General features: G+C 64.5%; 19 protein-coding genes. 17 read left to right on the top strand and 2 right to left on the bottom strand.

From position 1 onward, the window contains the following. Window positions 1-3 precede the first annotated feature (3 nt). The 3 genes from NCR39_RS07775 to NCR39_RS07765 all read left to right on the top strand — a co-directional run bounded on the left by NCR39_RS07775 (window position 4) and on the right by NCR39_RS07765 (window position 2,796). Window positions 4-837 carry an ABC transporter ATP-binding protein gene (locus NCR39_RS07775; RefSeq protein WP_250451684.1) on the top strand — a complete coding sequence of 278 codons (834 nt, stop codon included), beginning with the start codon at window positions 4-6 and terminating at the stop codon, window positions 835-837. Continuing rightward, the gene (locus tag NCR39_RS07770) at window positions 827-1,651 is read left to right on the top strand and encodes an ABC transporter permease (RefSeq protein ID WP_250451683.1); all 825 of its coding nucleotides are present in this window, start codon (window positions 827-829) and stop codon (window positions 1,649-1,651) included. The genes NCR39_RS07775 and NCR39_RS07770 overlap by 11 nt, the downstream gene beginning before the upstream one ends. 194 nt (window positions 1,652-1,845) lie before the next feature. Further along, window positions 1,846-2,796, top strand: a complete 951-nt coding sequence (locus NCR39_RS07765; protein ID WP_250451682.1) for a glycosyltransferase family 9 protein — start codon at window positions 1,846-1,848, stop codon at window positions 2,794-2,796. 3 nt (window positions 2,797-2,799) lie between these two features. Here NCR39_RS07765 and NCR39_RS07760 read toward each other — a convergent pair whose 3' ends face one another. Continuing rightward, a complete protein-coding gene (locus tag NCR39_RS07760; RefSeq protein ID WP_250451681.1) occupies window positions 2,800-3,774 on the bottom strand; it encodes an NADPH:quinone oxidoreductase family protein in 975 nt (324 codons plus the stop codon). 103 nt (window positions 3,775-3,877) lie between these two features. On the opposite strand from NCR39_RS07760, the gene surE reads away from it, so the two are divergent. The 6 genes from surE to rlmD are packed head-to-tail and all read left to right on the top strand — an operon-like array spanning window position 3,878 to window position 10,016. Then, window positions 3,878-4,636 carry a 5'/3'-nucleotidase SurE gene (surE, locus tag NCR39_RS07755; protein ID WP_250451680.1) on the top strand — a complete coding sequence of 253 codons (759 nt, stop codon included), beginning with the start codon at window positions 3,878-3,880 and terminating at the stop codon, window positions 4,634-4,636. Beyond that, a complete protein-coding gene (locus NCR39_RS07750) occupies window positions 4,606-5,658 on the top strand; it encodes a protein-L-isoaspartate(D-aspartate) O-methyltransferase (RefSeq protein ID WP_250451679.1) in 1,053 nt (350 codons plus the stop codon). Before surE ends, NCR39_RS07750 begins: the two co-directional genes overlap by 31 nt. Before the next feature lie 5 nt (window positions 5,659-5,663). Further along, window positions 5,664-6,605 carry a peptidoglycan DD-metalloendopeptidase family protein gene (locus NCR39_RS07745; protein WP_250451763.1) on the top strand — a complete coding sequence of 314 codons (942 nt, stop codon included), beginning with the start codon at window positions 5,664-5,666 and terminating at the stop codon, window positions 6,603-6,605. 11 nt (window positions 6,606-6,616) lie between these two features. Next, on the top strand, window positions 6,617-7,711 hold the full coding sequence (gene rpoS, locus NCR39_RS07740; protein ID WP_250451678.1) for an RNA polymerase sigma factor RpoS: 1,095 nt from the start codon (window positions 6,617-6,619) through the stop codon (window positions 7,709-7,711). Window positions 7,712-7,764: 53 nt separating this feature from the next. Continuing rightward, a complete protein-coding gene (locus NCR39_RS07735) occupies window positions 7,765-8,541 on the top strand; it encodes a 3'-5' exonuclease (protein ID WP_250451677.1) in 777 nt (258 codons plus the stop codon). 59 nt (window positions 8,542-8,600) lie between these two features. Then, window positions 8,601-10,016, top strand: a complete 1,416-nt coding sequence (rlmD, locus tag NCR39_RS07730; RefSeq protein ID WP_502800186.1) for a 23S rRNA (uracil(1939)-C(5))-methyltransferase RlmD — start codon at window positions 8,601-8,603, stop codon at window positions 10,014-10,016. 77 nt (window positions 10,017-10,093) lie between these two features. Here rlmD and NCR39_RS07725 read toward each other — a convergent pair whose 3' ends face one another. Then, complete coding sequence (locus NCR39_RS07725; protein ID WP_250451676.1) at window positions 10,094-10,792, bottom strand: Bax inhibitor-1/YccA family protein; 699 nt, start codon at window positions 10,790-10,792, stop codon at window positions 10,094-10,096. A 352-nt stretch (window positions 10,793-11,144) separates the two neighbouring features. Here NCR39_RS07725 and ndk point away from each other — a divergent pair, with 352 nt between their 5' ends. The 8 genes from ndk to der all read left to right on the top strand — a co-directional run bounded on the left by ndk (window position 11,145) and on the right by der (window position 20,754). Continuing rightward, on the top strand, window positions 11,145-11,570 hold the full coding sequence (ndk, locus tag NCR39_RS07720; RefSeq protein WP_250451675.1) for a nucleoside-diphosphate kinase: 426 nt from the start codon (window positions 11,145-11,147) through the stop codon (window positions 11,568-11,570). 173 nt (window positions 11,571-11,743) lie between these two features. Further along, on the top strand, window positions 11,744-12,886 hold the full coding sequence (rlmN, locus tag NCR39_RS07715) for a dual-specificity RNA methyltransferase RlmN (protein WP_250451761.1): 1,143 nt from the start codon (window positions 11,744-11,746) through the stop codon (window positions 12,884-12,886). A gap of 189 nt (window positions 12,887-13,075) precedes the next feature. Continuing rightward, window positions 13,076-14,200 (top strand): RodZ domain-containing protein, encoded by a 1,125-nt coding sequence (locus tag NCR39_RS07710; protein WP_250451674.1) that lies wholly within the window; start codon window positions 13,076-13,078, stop codon window positions 14,198-14,200. Between the two features lie 151 nt (window positions 14,201-14,351). Then, a complete protein-coding gene (gene ispG / locus NCR39_RS07705; protein WP_250451673.1) occupies window positions 14,352-15,668 on the top strand; it encodes a flavodoxin-dependent (E)-4-hydroxy-3-methylbut-2-enyl-diphosphate synthase in 1,317 nt (438 codons plus the stop codon). 6 nt (window positions 15,669-15,674) lie between these two features. Then, entirely contained in the window at window positions 15,675-17,024 is a 1,350-nt protein-coding gene (gene hisS, locus NCR39_RS07700) for a histidine--tRNA ligase (RefSeq protein WP_250451672.1), read from the top strand. 111 nt (window positions 17,025-17,135) lie between these two features. After that, complete coding sequence (locus NCR39_RS07695) at window positions 17,136-17,765, top strand: tetratricopeptide repeat protein (RefSeq protein ID WP_250451671.1); 630 nt, start codon at window positions 17,136-17,138, stop codon at window positions 17,763-17,765. A gap of 138 nt (window positions 17,766-17,903) precedes the next feature. Next, window positions 17,904-19,046 carry an outer membrane protein assembly factor BamB gene (bamB, locus tag NCR39_RS07690; RefSeq protein WP_250451670.1) on the top strand — a complete coding sequence of 381 codons (1,143 nt, stop codon included), beginning with the start codon at window positions 17,904-17,906 and terminating at the stop codon, window positions 19,044-19,046. Window positions 19,047-19,413: 367 nt separating this feature from the next. Continuing rightward, window positions 19,414-20,754, top strand: coding sequence for a ribosome biogenesis GTPase Der (der, locus tag NCR39_RS07685; protein ID WP_040050131.1), 1,341 nt, complete (start codon window positions 19,414-19,416; stop codon window positions 20,752-20,754). The last annotated feature ends 23 nt before the right edge of the window (window positions 20,755-20,777 follow it).

Here is a 20,777-nt window from a genome sequence, read left to right as displayed (position 1 = left end):
GCGATGAGCTCACCGTCGACTCACGCGCTCGCGCTACAGGATGTCACCTGCACGTTCGCCTCGCGGGAAAGCCGCAAGGACCGCTACACAGCCGTTCGCGATACGAATCTCGTCATCGCGCCGGGCGAGTTCGTGTCCGTCGTCGGCCCGACGGGATGCGGCAAGTCCACGCTGCTGAACGTATCGGCGGGATTGTTGCAGCCTTCGTCGGGCACGGTGAGCGTGTTCGGCGAGCCGCTGAAGGGCATCAACCGGCGCGCGGGCTACATGTTTCAGGCCGACGCCCTGATGCCTTGGCGCTCCGCGCTCGACAACGTGACCGCCGGCCTCGTGTTCCAGGGCGTGCGTCAGGACGAAGCCCATGCGCGCGGCGAGGAATGGCTCAAGCGCGTGGGCCTGGGCGGCTTCGGCGACCGCTATCCGCATCAATTGTCGGGCGGCATGAGAAAGCGCGTCGCGATGGCGCAGACGCTGATTCTCGATCCCGACATCATCCTGATGGACGAGCCGTTCTCCGCGCTCGACATCCAGACGCGCCAGCTCATGGAGAACGAGCTGCTCGATCTCTGGGCTGCCAAGCGCAAGGCGGTGCTCTTCATCACGCACGATCTCGACGAGGCCATTTCGATGTCCGATCGCGTGGTCGTGCTGTCGGCGGGGCCGGGGACGCACCCGATCGGCGAATTCACGATCGACTTGCCGCGTCCGCGCGATGTCGCCGAGATTCGCTCGCATCCGCGCTTCGTGGAATTGCATGCGCAGATCTGGGGCGTGCTGCGCGAGGAAGTGCTCAAGGGCTATCAGCAGCAGTTGAGGCAGAACGATCATGTGGAATAGGCTGCGCCCGAATCGAACGAATCTGGCGGCGTGGCAGTGGTTGCTGCTCGTCGCGTGCTTCTTCCTGTGGTACGTGCTCACCAGTCCGACGCTCCTGCCGCCTTTCTATTTCGACGATGCGAACAAGGCCGCGTTCTTCTTCGGCGAGCCGCAGAAGGTGCTCGTGCGCATCTGGGAATGGTTCACGGGCGGCGAGATTTACATCCACTTGTGGGTGACGCTGATCGAAACGGTGCTGGCGTTCGTCATCGGCACGGTGTTCGGTCTCGGGGTCGGTCTCTGGCTCGCGCTCGCCCCGACGATGAGCGCGCTGCTCGATCCCTACATCAAGGCCGCCAACTCGATGCCGCGCGTGATTCTCGCGCCGATCTTCGCGGTATGGTTCGGGCTCGGCATCTGGTCGAAGGTCGCGCTCGGCGTGACGCTCGTGTTTTTCATCGTGTTCTTCAACGTCTTTCAGGGCGTGAAGGAAGTGAGTCCGGTCGTGCTCGCCAACGCGCGCATGCTCGGCGCGAACCGCAAGCAGTTGCTGCGTTACGTGTATCTGCCGAGCGCGACGAGTTGGGTCTTTTCGAGCCTGCATACGTCGGTCGGGCTGGCGTTCGTCGGCTCCGTGGTGGGCGAGTATCTTGGATCGGCGCGCGGCGTCGGCTATCTGATCCTGCAAGCCGAGGGCACCTTCGACATCAACACGGTGTTCGCCGGCATTCTCGTCTTGACGGCGTTCGCGCTCGTGCTCGATGGACTCGTCGCGCTGGTCGAACGGCGGCTGATGAAGTGGCAGCCGAAAAGCGGCGAGACGGAGAAGCTGTAGGCGTCTCGCGCCGGGCGCAATGTCGTTTTTGGCAACGAAGCGCCGGCCGGCCGGCGAGCCTTCGCGCATTGCTGTAATATGCCGCTCGACTTTCCGTGTTCGGGATCGTGATGCACGGCCCCGTCTGGCTCCTGCTTCTGTGCGAGCTTGCATCGCCGGCACGGCGCCTTTTCATGCGATTGCGCAAGACGAGAATGAGATTGGAAACCAGCAGTGCGGTGGCAGTGGCGTTGCCGCCGCCAATCGGAGATAGCCTGATCGGGCTCGTGCTCGTCAACAATCTCATCCGCAACGGTTATCGGCCGGTCGTGTTCGGCTGGGTGGCCGAACATCTCGCGGACTGGCTTCCCGGCGTGGACGTGCGCAAGCCGGAAGGCCACACGGGCGCCTTCGACACCGTGATCGAGCTCTGGAAGACCGACTACGCCGCGGCGCTCAGCCGTTCGGGCCGCACGCTCAGTCTCGACCGTTTTCCCGAATACAGCGGCAGCAAGCACATGGTGGAGCGCATCGTCGATGTCTCGACGCATGTGCTGCAGCTTCGCGACGTGACGCGCTCGAACGGGCTCGTCGTGCCGGCCGGCGTCATGCGCGGCCGGTTCGCGAATCGCGTCGCCATTCATCCGACCGGCAGCCATCCCGAAAAGATGTGGGAGCGCGACAAATTCCTCGCGCTGTCGCGCGCGCTCATGCGTCGTCAACTCTTGCCCAGCTTTCTGGTTTCGCCGTCCGAAATGAGCGCCTGGAACGATGTCGCGCGCGAAGGGCACGAAGTCAACGCGCTGCCGCGTCTTGGCGATGTCGCGACGTGGATCGCCGAATCGAGCTGGTTCATCGGCAACGATTCGGGGCTGGGGCATCTGGCGTCGTCGCTCGGCGTGCCGACGCTCACGCTCTTCATGCGCCGCGGCCTCGCGCGGTCATGGCGGCCGGGCTGGGGGCCGGGCGCCGTCGTGCTGCCGCCTGCGCTGGTGCCGTCCGCTGCGCTGAGGGAGCGGCTCTGGAAGCGGCTCTTGACCGTGCGCCGCGTGATGTCCGCCTTCAACGCCTTGCAGGGCGCGAGCGCGCGCGAAGCACATCAGGCGAGACCGGCCGCGCGCCGCGACGTGGATACGGCGCAGGCCACGATCCTCCCCGACGTCTGACCCTCACATTTCGATCACGATCTTCCCGGCCACGCGACGATTCATCATGTCGTCGAGCGCTTGCGGCGTTTCATCGAGCGCATAGCGTTTCGTCACGACGGGGCGCAGCTTGCCCGCCTTGATCCAGTCGACCATCGTGGCGAAGTCCTTGTCGGCAAGCTGCGGTTCACGGCGCATGTGATCGCCCCAGAACACGCCGACGATGCTCGCGCCTTTCAGCAGCGCGAGATTCAACGGCAGCTTCGGAATTTCTCCGTTCGCGAATCCCACGACGAGATAGCGCCCGCGCCAGCCGATGCCGCGAAACGCCGGCTCCGCATAAGCGCCGCCGACGGGATCGAATACGACATCCGGACCTTCGCCGCCCGTCAGCGCCTTGATGCGCTCGCGCAAGTCTTCGTTCGCGTAGTCGATGACGTCGTCCGCGCCGTGCGCCTTGCAGAACGCGAGCTTCTCCGCGCTCGATGCCGCCGCGATCACGCGCGCGCCGACGATCTTGCCGATCTGCACCGCCGCGAGGCCGACGCCGCCCGCCGCGCCGAGCACGAGCAGCGCGTCGCCGGCCTTGAGCGCGGCGCGATCGACGAGCGCGTGGTACGACGTGCCATACGCGATGGTGAACGCGGCGGCATCGGCGAAATCGACGTCATCCGGCAGCGCGATGCACGCGCTTTCGTTCGCGCGCACCTGTTCGGCGAACGCGCCTTGCGCCGTGTACGCGGCCACGCGCATGCCGGGCCGAAACCGCGTGACGCCCGCACCGGCTTCGCGCACGACGCCCGCCAGTTCCGCGCCCGGCGTGAAGGGCAGCGGCGGCTTGAACTGATACTTGTTCTGAATGATCAGCACGTCCGGAAAATTGACGCTCGCCGCCTTGACGTCGATGATCACTTCTCCCGCTTCGGCATGCAGATCGGGCAGCGTCTCGATGGTCAGCGTGCTGGGTAATCCATGCTGGTTGCAGCGAACGGCGCGCATAGCGTCTCCTTCGTTTTGAACACGCAGTTTATGACACGTTGCGCGCGTCGGACGAGCCCGGCGAGTCGTCCGCGCGCCATGTTTCCTCGGTTACAATCGTCGGATGCGAATCCTACTCAGCAACGACGACGGTTATCTGGCGCGCGGCATCAACGTGCTGCACGACGCCTTGCAGCCGCTCGGCGAAGTGACCGTGATGGCGCCGGAGCAGAACTGCAGCGGCTCGTCGAACTCGCTCACGCTGTCGCGGCCGTTGAGCATTCATCGCGCGGCCAACGGTTTCAATTTCGTGAACGGCACGCCGACCGATTCCGTGCATATCGCGCTCACGGGCATGCTCGATAACCGGCCGGATCTCGTCGTGTCGGGCATCAACAACGGGCAGAACGTCGGCGAGGACACGCTGTATTCCGGCACCGTCGCCGCCGCCACCGAAGGCTTCATGTTCGGCATTCCGGCCATCGCGTTTTCGCTGGTCGGACGCGACTGGCTGCATCTCGAAGATGCGGCGCGCGTGGCGGGGGAAATCGTCGCGCATTTCCTCGAGCATCCGATGCCCGGCCATCCGTTGTTGAACGTCAATATTCCCAGCTTGCCGTACGACCAGCTCGGCGAATGGCGCGTGACGCGTCTCGGCAAGCGCCATCCTTCGCAGCCTGTCATCCGCCAGACCGATCCGCGCGGCAATCCGATTTACTGGATCGGCCCCTCGGGCGATGCGCTCGACGCCAGCGAAGGCACCGACTTCCACGCCGTGGCGAACGGCTTCGTTTCCATCACGCCGCTTCAGCTCGACCTCACGCACACGAGGCTCATGGCCGAGACGCGCGAATGGGCGCGCGCGGGGAGCCGCCGCTCATGACCGACGAGCGCGCCAAGCGCTTCCCGCTGGCGCTCGCGGATCTGGTACGCGAGCCGCGCAAGCCCGCCGGCCGCGCCGATGCGTCGCGCGCGAAGCCGGCAGCGGGGGCATCGTCGGGCAAGCCGGGCGCGTTGCGGTCGGCGGCGGGTGCGCAAAAGAGCGGCGCGGCGGCATCTGCGCCGGCGTTTGCTTCGAAGGCGACGCCCGGCATCGCGAAACCGGTTCCCACTACCGCACGCAGTCCCGCGCAGGCGCCGCATCCGCGCACGAGCGCATTGCGCACCGCGCAGCGCGTGGTCGAGCGCGATGCCGCGAACGGCAGCGCGAACGCCGTGGCCCGTAAAGGTGCGCCCAATGTCGCGCTGACGAGCACGCAGACGCTGACGTCGGAACGGGTGCGCGAGCGCATGGTCGAACGGCTGCGCGCAAACGGCATCGCCGATCCGCGCGTGCTGAACGCCATGTCGGTCGTGCCGCGCCACATGTTCGTCGATCCGGGGCTCGCCGCTCAGGCCTACGAGGACGCCGCGCTGCCGATCGGTCATCACCAGACCATCTCGAAGCCGTCGGTCGTCGCGCGCATGATCGAACTCGTCGCGGCGGGGCGCACGCTCGAGAAGGTGCTGGAGATCGGCACCGGCTGCGGCTATCAGGCGGCGGTGCTGTCGCAGGTCGCGAAAGAGGTGTATTCCATCGAGCGCGTTCGGCCGTTGTCCGAGCGCGCGAAGCTCAATCTTCGGCCGCTGCGCGTGCCGAACATCCGGCTGCACTACGGCGACGGCCGCCTGGGTCTGCCGGCGGCGGCGCCGTTCGATGCGATCGTGATCGCATGCGCGGGCCTCGACGTGCCGCAGGCCTTGCTCGATCAACTGGCGGTCGGCGGCAAGCTCGTCGCGCCGGTCGGATCGCAGGCTGCGCAGTCGCAAGTGCTGACGCTCGTCACGCGCGTTTCGGCGACGCAGTGGCGGGAGTCGCAGCTGGATCGCGTTTTCTTTGTACCTTTAAAATCCGGAGTGATTTGACACCGATGAGTATCTTGCGTGCTTTGCGAGAAGGGAGCGCGGACGTTCGCCTGACGGCGGCGCAGCGCGGCGTCTGCGTACTGGCGCTCTCCGTGCTGGCCGCCTGTTCGACGCGCATGGACATGGCGCCGGTCGTCGACAGAACGGGCGCGGCCATTCCCACCGATGCGGCCCAGGCCGCCGCCGCCGCAAACGTGCCGCCGCCGCCCGGCTATTACCGCGTGAAACCGGGCGACACCCTATATCGGATCGCACTGGAAAACGGTCAGAATTATCACGACATCGCCACGTGGAATAACCTGACCAACCCGAATCAGATCGAAGTGGGCCAGCTCGTGCGCGTCGCGCCTCCGGGGGCGAATCTCGCCGCCGCGACGCCGGGCGTGGCGACGGCTCCGATCGGCGGCGGCGCGGTGCAGTCGCAGCCGCTCGGCGGCGCGCAGCAGCCGGGCGTGACAGCCGGCGCAACGCCGGGCGCCGGAGCGCAGCCGCCGTACTACGGTCCGAGTTCGGGCATGGGCGCGGCGCCGGGCGAAGCGGCCAGCGTGCCGGGCGTCGACAACAGCGCGGCCGCGGCCACGCAGCCGGCGTTCATCTGGCCGGCGCGCGGTCCGATCATCGGTACGTTCGACGAAGCGAAGAACAAGGGCTTGAATATCGGCGGTGCGGCGGGAGACGCGGTCAACGCTTCGGCGGATGGACGCGTGGTCTACTCCGGAAATGGGCTGCGCGGCTACGGCAATCTCATTATCATCAAGCACGACGCTACTTTTCTCACGGCATATGCACATAACCGCGCTTTGATGGTAAAAGAAGGAGACGCGGTGACTAAAGGGCAGAAGATCGCTGAGATGGGCAACAGCGATTCGGACCGTGTGATGTTGCATTTCGAAGTTCGCCGGCAGGGTAAACCTGTTGACCCACTGAAGTATTTGCCGCCGCAATAAAGCGAGCCATCATGCCGAAAACGAAGCGCCGCCTGCCGCAAGCCGAGACTGAGACGATCAGCCGACCTTTGCAAGTGTCGGCGGAAGACGGCGCTTCGGCCCATGATGACGACGCCGAGAACATCGAGGTCGATGTCGATTCCGAAGAAGAAGGCGGAAGCCGGGACAAGAGCGAACAAAGCGCCGAAAGCGCAAACGATTCCGCCCCCGACGCCGACGACTTCCGCTCGCTTTTGCAGGCCGAACTCACGGCCGACACCATTCAGCATTACCTGAACCGCATCAGCGTGAAGCCGCTGCTTACCGTCGAGGAAGAGCAGCGCTATTCGCGTCTCGCGAAGGCCGGCGAGTTCGAGGCGCGTCAAGTGATGATCGAGCGCAATCTGCGGCTGGTCGTCAGCATCGCGAAGGGATATCTGAATCGCGGCGTGCCGCTGCTCGATCTGATCGAAGAGGGCAATCTCGGCCTCATGCACGCCATCGAGAAATTCGATCCGACGCGCGGTTTCCGTTTTTCGACCTATGCCACGTGGTGGATTCGCCAGAGTATCGAACGCGCGATCATGAATCAGGCGCGCACGGTGCGGCTGCCGGTGCACGTGATCCGCGAGCTGAATCAGGTGCTGCGCGCGAAACGCCATCTGGAAAAAAATTCCGCCAATTCGAACGACGCCGTCGCGCCCGAGCGACGTGACGCGAGCATCGACGATATCGCGTATCTCACGGGCAAGACGCCGGAGGAAGTCACCGACATCCTCGCGCTCAACGAACACACCGCGTCGCTCGACGCGCCGCTCGATCTCGATCCGGGCAGCAGCCTGCTCGATCTGCTGTCGGACGACCAGAGCCAGTCGCCCGACGCCGAAGTGCAGCATCGCGAACTGGAATCGCTTACGCGGCTGTGGCTGTCGCGTCTGTCGGACAAGCATCGTCACGTGATCGAGCGACGTTTCGGACTCAATCACATCGAGCCCGCGACGCTCGAAGAGCTCGCCGACGAAATGGGTCTCACGCGCGAGCGCGTGCGTCAGATTCAGCAAGAGGCGCTCGTTCGGCTGAAACGCTTTTTCGCATCCAACGGCGTTCGCAAGGACGCTGTGCTTTAACGCTTTGATCGGCGCCCGCGAGGGCGTCGCATCGCCGTATTTCGCAGGATTCAATGACACCGATTCTCGTATTCGACATCGAGACGATCCCCGATGTCGACGGCATTCGCCGTCTCGAAGATTTACCCGACGACCTCTCCGACCGCGAAGTCGCGGATCACGCGTTCGCCGCGCGCCGCGAGCGTGTCGGCAACGATTTCCTGCCGCATCATCTGCAGCGCGTCGCGGCCATTTCCTGCGTGTTCCGCGACAACAACGGCTTTCGCGTGCGTTCGCTCGGCACGACGACCGACGGCGAAGCGGCGCTCATTCAGTCGTTCTATCGCGTGATCGAGAAATACACGCCGCAACTCGTGTCGTGGAACGGCGGCGGCTTCGACCTGCCCGTGCTGCATTACCGTGCGCTGGTGCATGGCATCGCCGCGCCGCGCTACTGGGACCTCGGCCAGGACGACCGCGAGTTCAAGTTCAACAACTACATCAGCCGCTATCACATGCGGCACATCGACCTGATGGACGTGCTCGCGATGTATCAGGCGCGCGCGAACGCACCGCTCGATGCGCTCGCGAAGCTGTGCGGCTTTCCCGGCAAGCTCGGCATGGACGGCGGCAAGGTGTGGGACGCGTATTGCGACGGCCAGATCGACGAAATCCGCAACTATTGCGAGACCGACGTCGTCAACACGTATCTGATGTATTGCCGATTTCAGATGATGCGAGGCGGTTTCACGCCCGACGAGTACACGGACGAAATCAGCTTCGTGAAGAACGCGCTCGCGCAGGAAGCGTCGCCGCATTGGGCCGAGTATCTCGCCGCGTTCGGACAATGACTTCGTGACGTTCGTCTACAATCTCGCATTTGCCATCACGTCAGTCAGGAAGTACGCAGGTGTCTGAAGCCGCTCGAAAAAATCCGCATCGCCGCCGCGCCGCGCCGGCGAAGTCCGTCACGCCCGATCCCTCGTTCGTCGCGCCTGAAATCGAAATCGAGTCGCTCGATATGGAAGCGCGCGGCGTCGGCCGCACGGTCAACGAGGACGGCGAGCCGGGCAAGGTGATCTTCGTCGAAGGCGCGCTGCCCGGCGAACGGGTGAGCTATTCGAGCTACCGCAAGAAGCCGAGCTTCGAGCAGGCGCAAGTGGTCAAGGTGCTGCGCGAGAGCGTGATCCGCGCAAAGCCGAAGTGCCAGTTCTTCGGCACTTGCGGCGGCTGCTCGATGCAGCATCTCGACGTACGCGCGCAGATCGCCGTCAAGCAGCGCGTGCTCGAAGACAATCTCCAGCATCTGGCGAAGCTGCGCGCCGAGACCATGTTCCGTCCGATTCACGGGCCGTCGTGGGGCTATCGCTATCGCGCGCGCCTGACGGTGCGGCACGTCGAGAAGAAGGGCGGCGTACTCGTCGGCTTTCACGAGCGCAAGAGCAGCTATGTCGCCGACATGACGAGCTGCGAAGTGCTGCCGCCGCACGTCTCCGCGATGCTCGTGCCGCTGCGGCATCTGGTGGGGGGGCTGTCGATCCGCGATCGCATGCCGCAGATCGAACTGGCGGTGGGGTCCGACGTGACGGCGCTCGTGCTGCGCATTCTCGAACCGCTCACGGAAGCCGACGAAGCGCTGATCCGCACCTTCGCCGACGAACACAACGTCCAGTTCTGGCTGCAGCCGAAAGGTCCTGACACGGTGTATCCGTTCTATCCGCTCGATCGCGAACTGGCGTACACGCTGCCGGAATTCGATATCCGCATGCCGTTCAAGCCGACGGATTTCACGCAGGTCAATCACCAGATCAACCGCGTGCTGGTGGCGCGTGCGTTGAGCCTGCTCGCGCCGGCGCCGTCGGATCGCGTGCTCGACCTGTTCTGCGGCATCGGCAATTTCACGCTGCCGCTCGCGCGCGTGTCGCGCGAGGTCGTGGGCATCGAGGGAAGCGAGGCGCTGACGGCGCGCGCGCTCGAGAACGCGAAGGCCAATGGCGTCGACGGGTACACGTCGTTCGCGTGTCGCAATCTGTTCGAAGTCACCGCCGACGACTTCCGCGCGCTCGGCGCGTTCGACAAATTCCTGATCGATCCGCCGCGCGAGGGCGCGCTCGCGGTATCGAAGGCGCTCGCGGACATCGCGCAAAGCGGCGACGGGCCGTTGCCGAAGCGCATCGTCTATGTGTCGTGCAGCCCGGCGACGCTCGCGCGCGATGCGGGCCTGCTCGTGCACGAGGCGGGTTATCGCATGAAGGGCGCGGGCGTGGTCAACATGTTCCCGCATACGTCGCACGTCGAATCGATCGCCTTGTTCGAGCGCGACTGACGCGTCGCACGTTTTCAGCAGGCGCAAAAAAACCGGCCCGAAGGCCGGTTTTTTCATTGCAGCAGGCGTTTGCCCGATCAGTTGCGGTTGCCGCCGAAGATGCCGAGCAGCGCCAGCAGGTTCGTGAACACGTTGTACAGATCGAGATAAATCGCGAGCGTCGCGCTGATGTAGTTCGTCTCGCCGCCGTTCACGACGCGCTGCACGTCGAAGAGCATGTACGCCGAGAAGATCACGATGGCGAGCACGGAGACCGTCAACATCAACGCCGGCAGTTGCAGGAAGATGTTCGCGAACGCGGCCAGCAGAATCACCAGCACGCCCATGAACAGCCACTTGCCGAGGCCGGAGAAGTCACGCTTGCTGACCGTGGCGATGGTGGCCATCGCGGCGAAGATCACGCCTGTGCCGCCGAACGCCATCATGATGAGCTGCGGCCCGTTCGAGAAGCCGAGAATGAAGCTCAGCAGCCGCGAAAGCATCAGGCCCATGAAGAAGGTGAAGCCGAGCAGGACGACCACGCCCATGCCGCTTTCCTTCGTCTTCTCGATCGCGAACATGAAGCCGAACGCAATGGCCAGAAACGCGATGAAGCTCATTGCGGGGCTGGTGGCGGCGAACAGCGAGAATCCCGTCGCCACGCCGACCCAGGCGCCGAGAACCGTCGGCACCATGGAAAGCGCGAGCAGCCAGTAGGTATTGCGCAGCACCTTGTTGCGCACCTCGACCGAGGTGACACTGCCGTTACGGCCAAAGCTGTAGGGCGATTCGTTCATGGTTTCTCCTTGCTCCAATTGTCTGTCGTTCGTTCAACGGCAACATGCGTTAAATGCGTCACATGCGGATGATAAGGTCGCCGACTTAAGCCATTCTTAGCGTTTCAGCGCCTGCGATTCCGTGCCTGCTATTCGGCGCCGGTGATTGCAACGCCGTCTTTTGCTCCAATATGACCCCGGCGCGCGCCGAATTCAATGGCTCGCCGCCGAATTCCATATAGTCTGCCATCGCCGTCTTCGCATCGTTTGATCCTTACGATGCCGTAAGGTTTCAATCGCAATCATACCTTGCTTCGTGCTACAATTGTCGATTCGTTTTAATCCGTAAACCGTTCATTTTTTGGAGTTTTTCATGGCGATCGAGCGCACCCTGTCGATTATCAAGCCGGACGCAGTGGCAAAGAACGTTATCGGCCAGATCTACAGCCGTTTCGAGAACGCTGGTCTGAAGATCATTGCGTCGCGCATGGTTCACCTGTCGCGCGCAGACGCGGAAAAGTTCTACGCTGTGCACGCGGCACGTCCGTTCTTCAAGGACCTCGTGGAATTCATGATCTCGGGCCCGGTCATGATTCAAGTGCTGGAAGGCGAAAACGCCATCCTGAAGAACCGTGACCTGATGGGCGCGACCGATCCGAAGAAGGCGGACAAGGGCACGATCCGCGCCGACTTCGCCGACAGCATCGACGCGAACGCCGTTCACGGTTCGGACGCTGCGGAAACGGCAGCGCAGGAAGTCGCGTTCTTCTTCCCGGCAGTGAACGTCTACTCGCGTTAATCACGCCTGAGACATGCGTTGGTCGCCGCGCCGGACCAACGGCGCGGTCAATCGCGCCGCACGCAGAAATAGTTGTTAAAAAGCAGGAATTGGCGCGAACGGTCCCGGACAACGGTTTGAGCACACCACCAAACCGGTCCGGGCTTCGCAATCTGGAAATGGCAGAACTCGACATGACGAGCAGCAGCACCGTCAATCTTCTCGATCTCGACGCCGCCGGGCTCGTCGCCTATTGCGGCAGCCTCGGCGAAAAGCCGTTTCGCGCCAAGCAATTGCAGCGCTGGATCCATCAATTCGGTGCCGACGACTTCGACGGCATGACGGATCTCGCGAAATCGCTGCGCGAAAAACTCAAGGGCCGCGCCACGCTGGCGATGCCCGACATCATCCGCGATCACGTTTCCTCCGACGGCACCCGCAAGTGGCTGATCGACGTCGGCAACGGCAACGCGGTCGAAACCGTGTTCATCCCCGAAGAAACGCGCGGCACGCTGTGCGTGTCGTCGCAGGCGGGATGCGCGGTCAACTGCCGGTTCTGTTCCACCGGCAAGCAAGGCTTCTCCCGCAATCTGACGACGGCGGAAATCATCGGCCAGCTGCGCATGGCGGAGTTCGCGCTGCGCAGGTCGCTCGGACGCGACGTCGGCGGGCCGGGCAAGGGCGAGCGCGTCGTCACGAACGTCGTGATGATGGGCATGGGCGAACCCATGCTTAATTACGACGCCGTCGTGCCGGCCATGCGCCTGATGCTCGACGACAACGCCTACGGCCTGTCGCGCCGGCGCGTCACGCTGTCAACGTCCGGCGTCGTGCCGATGATGGACCGGCTCGCGGCGGATTTGCCCGTCGCGCTCGCGGTTTCCCTGCACGCGCCGAACGATCCGTTGCGCGACATGCTGGTGCCGCTCAACAAGAAGTACCCGTTGCGCGAGTTGATGGCCGCGTGTCAGCGTTACCTGAAGGTCGCGCCGCGCGATTTCATCACGTTCGAATACTGCATGCTGGACGGCGTCAACGACACGGAAGCGCACGCGCGCGAACTGCTCGCCGTCACGCGCGACGTGCCGTGCAAGTTCAACCTCATTCCGTTCAATCCGTTCCCGGAGTCGGGCCTGACGCGCTCGAAGAACGAGCAGATCAAGCGGTTCGCGCAGGTTTTGATCGATGCCGGCGTCGTCACGACGGTGCGCAAGACGCGCGGCGACGACATCGACGCGGCGTGCGGCCAGCTCGCGGGCGCGGTGCAGGATCGCACGCGGCTCGCGGAACGCACGAACCGCACGGGAAGCAAGGTCATCGAGGTGCGGGCGGTCTGACGGCATCGAACAAGGTCGCCGCACCGGACGCACGCAGACAAGAACGAAGCCAGCGCTCCACAGGGCGCGCAAAGCCGAACATTTTGTTATAAAGCGGTCTGCCATAGCGCCGCAGTTGTATCGTTCAGTGCTTTTTGCACTTCACGGCGCAACCGCGCTATATAAGAGATTCGATACGAGGAATTTGGGATGAGTGAGCCGCAACACCCGACGCCTTTCGGCAGTCATACCGGCGACCTTTCTGGCGATCAGCGCGACGCCCGGACGCGAGTCGGCGGGGCGGCATCGGACGAGCGCCAGGCGGGGCCCCTGGACTCGCTGCAGGCAGTGGGCGGGCGTCTCGCGCAGCTTCGGCAGGCGAAGGCGTGGTCGATCGACGACGTATCGGCGCGTCTGAAGGTTTCGCCGCAAAAGCTGGCCGCGCTCGAAGAAGGCGACATCAGCCATTTGCCGGACCGCACGTTCGCAGCGGGCATCGTGCGCAGCTACGCGAAGATTCTCGGCGCCGATCCGGCACCGTTCACGCAGGCGTTTCGTCGTGACGGCGTGCCGGTCGAGCACAATTTGAAGGTGCCGGCGTCGTCCGGCGCGGGTTTGCCGCGTGGGCGCGTATCCGTGCCGCTCGGCAACTCTTCGGGCCGCAAGCGGTCTTGGCTGTGGGGCCTGGCGGCGGTGATCGTCGTGCTGGCCGCGCTCGTGATGTGGCATACCGGCGGCGATTCGTCGGCGTGGCTGGCGCGCCTGAAAGCCGGCGCGAGTTCCGCGACTATGTCGAGCGAGAAGCCCGCCGCGTCGCAAACGGCGACGCCGGACGAAGCGGCCGCGGCCAATACCGGCGAGGCATCGCTGCCGGAAGTGGCCGCAGCGCCCGGCGAACAGCCGATGCCGCGCCCGCTCGGCACGAACGCGCTGCCGGCTTCGTCGTCGACGATCGCGGCGGTGCAAGGCGCGAGCGCGTCGGCAGCGGCGCCGGCTCCCGCATCGACGGGCAAGAGTGCACCGGCTGCTGCTGCGGCGGCATCGGCCACGGCGGCTCCGGCTGCGACGGTCGGCAGCACGGGCACGGGCGCGAACGCCATCGAACTCAAGGTGAAGGAAGATAGCTGGTTCAGCGTGCGCGGCAAGGACGGCAAGGAAGTGTTCTCCGGGCTCGTCCGCGCGGGCAGCACGCAGCGCGTGCAGGGCGAGGCGCCGTTCAAGGTGACCGTCGGCAACGCGAAGGGCGTCGAATCGCTGTCGATCGACAATCAGCCTGTCGATGCCAAGAAGTACTCCGCCGCACGCGGAAACGTCGCGCGGCTCTCGTTGCCCTAAAACGGCAACGAGAGCGGGCTAGAGTTAGCGTCGGCGGTTCAGCGCGGGAAAACGAGGGGCGTCACGGTTCGAGCCGTGCCGCCCGTTTGAGGTTTCAAACAAGCGACGGTCGCTGCACAAGCGCAGCCGTCGGTTGCCAAAGGGTTTTTCGATGCAATCCGAAGCTCAATCCCTGATCAACAGCAAGATTTGTTCGACCGAGCCGGTCTTCGGCGGTCCGTTGCCGCGCCGTTCGTCGCATGCGGTCGACGTGCGCTGGGGCGGCCAGCTCGTGACGATCGGCGGCGACGCGCCCGTGCGCGTCCAGTCGATGACCAACACCGACACCGCCGACGCCATCGGCACCGCGATCCAGATCAAGGAACTCGCGCAGGCGGGCTCCGAACTGGTGCGCATCACGGTGAACACGCCGGAAGCCGCGGCCGCCGTGCCGCATATCCGCGAGCAACTGGACCGCATGGGCGTGACGGTGCCGCTCGTCGGCGACTTCCACTACAACGGCCACTTGCTGCTGCGCGATCATCCCGCTTGCGCCGAGACGCTGTCGAAGTACCGCATCAATCCGGGCAACGTCGGTCAGGGCGCGAAGCGCGACACGCAATTCGCGCAAATGATCGAAGCCGCGGTCAAGTACGACAAGCCGGTTCGCATCGGCGTGAACTGGGGCAGTCTCGACCAGGACCTGCTCGCGCGCATGATGGACGAAAACGCTGCCCGCGCGCAGCCGTGGGAACTGCAGAGCGTGATGTACGAAGCGCTGATCCAGTCGGCCATCGGCTCGGCGGAGCGTGCCGTGGAACTGGGTCTGGGCCGCGATAAGATCATTCTGTCGTGCAAGGTGAGCGGCGTTCAGGATCTGATCGCCGTGTATCGCGAACTGGCGAAGCGCTGCAGCTTCGCGCTGCATCTCGGGCTGACCGAGGCGGGCATGGGCTCGAAGGGCATCGTCGCTTCGACGGCGGCGCTCTCCGTGCTGCTGCAGGAAGGCATCGGCGACACCATCCGTATTTCGCTGACGCCCGAGCCGGGCGGCGCGCGCACGGGCGAAGTCGTCGTCGGCCAGGAAATTTTGCAGACGATGGGCCTGCGCTCGTTCACGCCGATGGTCATCGCGTGTCCCGGCTGCGGCCGCACCACGAGCACGCTGTTCCAGGAACTGGCGTCGCAGATTCAGAGCTATCTGCGCAATTCGATGCCCGTCTGGCGTGACCAGTATCCCGGCGTGGAAAAGATGCACGTCGCGGTGATGGGCTGCATCGTCAACGGACCGGGCGAATCGAAGCACGCGAACATCGGCATCAGCCTGCCAGGTTCGGGCGAGAATCCGGCCGCGCCCGTGTTCGTCGACGGCGTGAAGGTCAAGACGCTGCGCGGCGAGCGCATCGCCCAGGAATTCCAGCAAATCGTTAGCGATTACGTCGAGCGCACTTACGGCCAGCGCGTCGAGACGTCCGCAGCATCACTATAAATACAGATGACTGAACAGAATAAACGGCTCGCGAAACTGAGCGGCGTGAAGGGCATGAACGACATCCTCCCGCAGGATGCCGCGTTGTGGGACTTCTTCGAAAGCACCGTCAAGTCGATGCTGCGCGCATACGGCTATCAGAACATTCGCACGCCGATCGTCGAGCATACGCAGCTTTTCACGCGCGGCATCGGTGAAGTGACCGATATCGTCGAGAAGGAAATGTACAGCTTTACCGACGCGCTCAACGGCGAGCATCTCACCATGCGCCCGGAGAACACCGCGGCCGTGGTGCGCGCGAGCATCGAGCACAACCTGCTGTACGACGGCCCGAAGCGCCTGTGGTACATCGGCCCGATGTTCCGTCACGAGCGTCCGCAGCGCGGGCGGTATCGGCAGTTCCATCAGGTCGGCGTCGAGGCGCTCGGCTTCGCGGGTCCGGACACGGACGCCGAAATCATCATGATGTGCCAGCGCCTGTGGGACGACCTCGGGCTGACGGGCATCCGCCTCGAACTGAACTCGCTCGGTCAGGCGGACGAGCGCGCGGCGCATCGCCAGGAATTGATCGCGTATCTCGAAAAGCACGTCGATGCGCTCGACGAGGAAGCGAAGCGCCGTCTCTACACGAATCCGCTGCGCGTGCTCGACACGAAGAATCCGGCGATGCAGGAAATCGCGCAGAACGCGCCGAAGCTCGTCGATTTTCTGGGCGAGGAATCGCGCAAGCACTTCGAGGGCGTGCAGCGGCTGCTCAAGGCGAACAACATTCCGTTCACCATCAATCCGCGTCTCGTGCGCGGCCTCGACTATTACAACCTGACCGTGTTCGAGTGGGTCACCGACAAGCTCGGCGCGCAAGGCACGGTGGCGGGCGGCGGCCGTTACGATCCGCTGATCGAGCAACTGGGCGGCAAGCCGACGGCGGCATGCGGCTGGGCGATGGGCGTCGAGCGCATTCTCGAACTGCTGAAGGAAGAAGATTTGGTGCCGGAAGCGGAAGGCACGGATGTCTACGTCGTGCATCAGGGCGAGAAGGCGGCGGAGCAGGCGTTCATCGTCGCGGAACGGCTGCGCGACACGGGCCTCGACGTCATTCTGCATTGCAGCCCGGACGGCGCGCCCGCGAGCTTCAAGTCGCAGATGAAGAAAGCGGATGCGAGCGGCGCGGCGTTCGCGGTCGTGCTCGGCGAGGACGAACTCGCGCAAGGGACGATCGGCGTGAAGCCGCTGCGCCGCATCGGCGAGGAATCGGCCGATGGGCAAAAGAACGCGCAAGTGAACGTTCCGGCGGAAGACTTGACCGAATACCTAATCAATGCGATGGTTGCATCCGCCGACGACGAGGATGCCTAAAAGATAGGCATCGATCGGGTCGAATGGCTACGCGCATCGTGGGAATCGGTTCGATCCCGCCATCGCGCACGGCACGATGGGCAATGAGACGCAGGAAGGAATAGCTGGACGATGAGTTACCACGACGAACAAGAATCGCTGGAAAGTGTCAAGGCCTGGTGGGCCAAATGGGGTAACGCCACGACGTGGATCGTGCTCGTGGCGCTCGTCGCCGCGGCCGGTTTCAACGGCTGGAACTACTGGCAGCGCCATCAGGCGGCCGAGGCTTCGGTGCTCTACGACCAGCTTCAGCAGGCCGCGAACGGCAACGATCAGAAGCTCGTCGCGCGAGTGGCGTCGGACATGGAAGACAAGTTCGGCGGCACGGCATACGCGCAGATGTCGGCGCTGACGGCGGCCAAAGCGCTGTACGCGGCGGGCGACACGGCAGGCGCGAAGGCGCAGTTGCAATGGGCCATCGACCACGCGAAGGACGACGAGTACAAGCAGATCGCGAAGCTGCGCATGGCGCTCGTGCTGCTCGACGAGAAGAATTACGACGCCGGCCTGAAGCTGCTCGCCGATGCGCCGCTGGAAGCGTTCAAGGGCGTCATCGCCGATCGTCGTGGCGATTTGCTCGCGGCGCAAGGCAAGCGCGACGACGCGCGCACCGCGTACAAGACGGCGCTCGACACCTTGCCGAAGAACGACACGGCCACGCGTCAACTGGTCCAGTTCAAGCTCGATGCGCTTGGCGGCTGACCGGCCGCGGCTTCGGGCCGCGCGTCGTTCGAGCGTCGAAGCAATGTCGCCCATCAAGCCGCCGCGCCGCGCGTCGCCACCGAGCGAATCGCGGCTGCGCCGGTCAACCGAATCCACCCATTCATATTGCGTCCACCGATGATTCATTTGAAACGCTACGCCGTGCCTTTCGCCTGTGCGATGACCGTCCTGCTGGCCGCCTGCGCATCGACCAAGGATGAGCGCCGCGTGCCGACACCGCTCGTCGACATCAAGCCGGTGCTGAACGTCAACCAGGCGTGGAAGGCGAGCGTCGGCAAGGCCGGGCGCTACCTGTTCGCGCCGGTCGCCGTGGGCGACGCGGTCTACGCCGCGGGCGAGAACGGCAGCGTCGCGAAAATCGACGCGAAGACCGGCCAGGAAGTCTGGCGCACGAAGCTCAAGGACGATCTGTCGGCGGGCGTCGGCAGCGACGGCAATCTGACCGCGGTCGGCGGCCTCAAGGGCGCGGTGTACGCGCTCGGACCGGACGGCAAGCAACTGTGGACGGCCACGGCGCCGGGCGAAATCATCTCGCCGCCGCTCGTCGGCAACGATCTCGTGGTCGTGCGGACCATCGACGGCAAGGTCATCGCGTTCAGTGCGCAGACCGGCGAGCAGAAGTGGGTCTTCCAATTGCGCGCCGTTCCGCTGAACCTGCGCGTCGCCGCCGGCATGACGTTCGCCGGCAATCAGGCGGTGCTCGCGGGCTTCCCCGGCGGCAACTTCGCCGCGATCAACCTGCAAACGGGCGATGCGTACTGGCAAGCGCCGGTGTCGTATCCGAAGGGCGTGACCGAAGTGGAACGCATCAACGACGTGACCGGCGCGCCGGGCCTGGTCGGCGCGCAGACGTGCGCGGTGACGTTCCAGGGCAAGATCGGCTGCTTCGACGCGAACTCGGGCCGTTCGGTCTGGGAACGGAATTTTTCGAGCGATAGCGGTCTCGCGCAGGACGAGCAAATTGTCGCGGCCGGCGACGACTGGTCGGTCATGAACGCCTTCCGCGCGTCGGACGGCACGCCCGTCTGGAAGAACGACAAGCTGAAAAACCGTCAGGTCAGCGTGCCGTTCATTCTGGGCCGCACGGTCGTCGTCGGCGACTACAAGGGCTTCGTGCATTTCCTGAACGTGGACAACGGCGAGATCGTCGGCCGCGCACCGACCGATGGCAGCGAAATCACGGCCGCGCCGGTGCTGGCGGGCAATACGCTCGTCGTCCAGACGCGTGACGGCGGGATCTACGGCTTCCGTCCGCAGTAAGCTTCACGGCGCTCCGTCCCGCCGGGCCGGAGCGCGAGCAGCACAGGCGCCGTCAGCGAACGGCGCCGCCAGCCCGGGCAGCGTTGCAATAAGAGAGCGCGACACGCGTTTCGCTCGACAAGCCAGGGCGGCCAACAGGGCACGAGAAGAAAGCGCGCCAACGCCGCGCGACAACAGCCCGCGGGAAACAACGACCGGCAACAAGCGGCGCATCGCGCCGAAGGCCTGACAGCGGCGCGAGCCGCGAAGCGGCAGGCCGAATCCATGCTAATTTTCGACAAGCGCAGTCTTTGCGCAGCGCATGCGGCGAACACGCTGCACCGCACGTTTCGCACTTCGCCTTGCGTTCAACTGTGAACAACATCTGATGAAACCCGTGATTGCCCTCGTCGGGCGCCCCAATGTGGGGAAATCGACTCTTTTCAACCGGCTGACGCGTTCGCGCGATGCGCTCGTCGCCGACTTGCCCGGCCTTACGCGCGACCGCCACTACGGCGAAGGACGCGTCGGCGGCGAGCGTCCGTATCTCGTCGTGGATACGGGCGGCTTCGAGCCGGTCGCGAAGGACGGCATCCTGCACGAAATGGCGCGTCAGACGCGACAGGCCGTGGAGGAAGCGGACATCGTCGTGTTCATCGTCGATGGACGCAACGGGCTCGCGCCGCAGGACAAGTCGATCGCCGACTATCTGCGCAAGACGGGACGGCCGCTCTTCCTCGTCGTCAACAAGGCCGAGGGGATGAAGTACACGGCGGTCGCGTCGGACTTCTACGAGCTGGGCTTGGGCGACCCGCGCGCGATTTCGGCGGCTCACGGCGACGGCGTGACCGAGATGATCAACGACGCGCTCGACATCGCCTATGCCGATCAGCCGGAAGAAACCGAGGAAGAGAAGGCGCAGCACGGCGTCAAGATCGCGATCGTCGGACGGCCGAACGTCGGCAAGTCGACGCTCGTGAATACGCTGATCGGCGAAGAACGCGTGATTGCGTTCGACATGCCCGGCACCACGCGCGATTCAATTTACGTCGATTTCGAGCGGCAAGGCCGCAAATACACGTTGATCGACACGGCGGGCCTGCGCCGCCGCGGCAAGGTGTTCGAAGCCATCGAGAAGTTCTCCGTGGTGAAGACGCTGCAATCGATCTCGGATGCGAACGTCGTTATCCTGCTGCTCGACGCGCAGCAGGACATCTCCGACCAGGACGCGCATATCGCGGGTTTCGTGGTGGAGCAGGGTCGCGCGCTCGTCGTCGGCGTGAACAAATGGGACGGGCTGGATTCGCATGTGCGCGAGCGCACCAAGGCGGATCTCACGCGCAAGCTCAAGTTTTTGGACTTTGCTAAATTTCATTACGTTTCGGCGCTCGAAAAGACGGGCATCGGCGCGTTGATGAAATCGGTCGACGACGCCTACGCCGCCGCGATGGCGAAGCTGCCGACACCGAAGCTCACGCGCGCGCTCATCGAGGCCGTGGAGTTTCAGCAGCCGCGCCGCCGTGGGCCGGTTCGGCCGAAACTGCGCTACGCGCATCAGGGCGGGCAGAATCCGCCGATCATCGTCGTGCACGGCAATGCGCTGGATGCCATTACCGATACTTATAAACGGTATCTGGAAGGGCGTTTCCGCGAAACTTTCGGACTGGCCGGCACTCCATTGCGAATAGAGTTCCGTTCGAGCAAGAACCCTTACGCGGACAAGGACTGAGAGCCGCGCGGAGCAAGCGTTTC

Source organism: Caballeronia sp. ATUFL_M2_KS44 (genome assembly GCF_023630965.1).
Lineage (GTDB): Bacteria > Pseudomonadota > Gammaproteobacteria > Burkholderiales > Burkholderiaceae > Caballeronia > Caballeronia concitans.
Note: the sequence above shows the minus strand (reverse complement) of the source record. Positions and strands in the feature narration are given on the sequence as shown.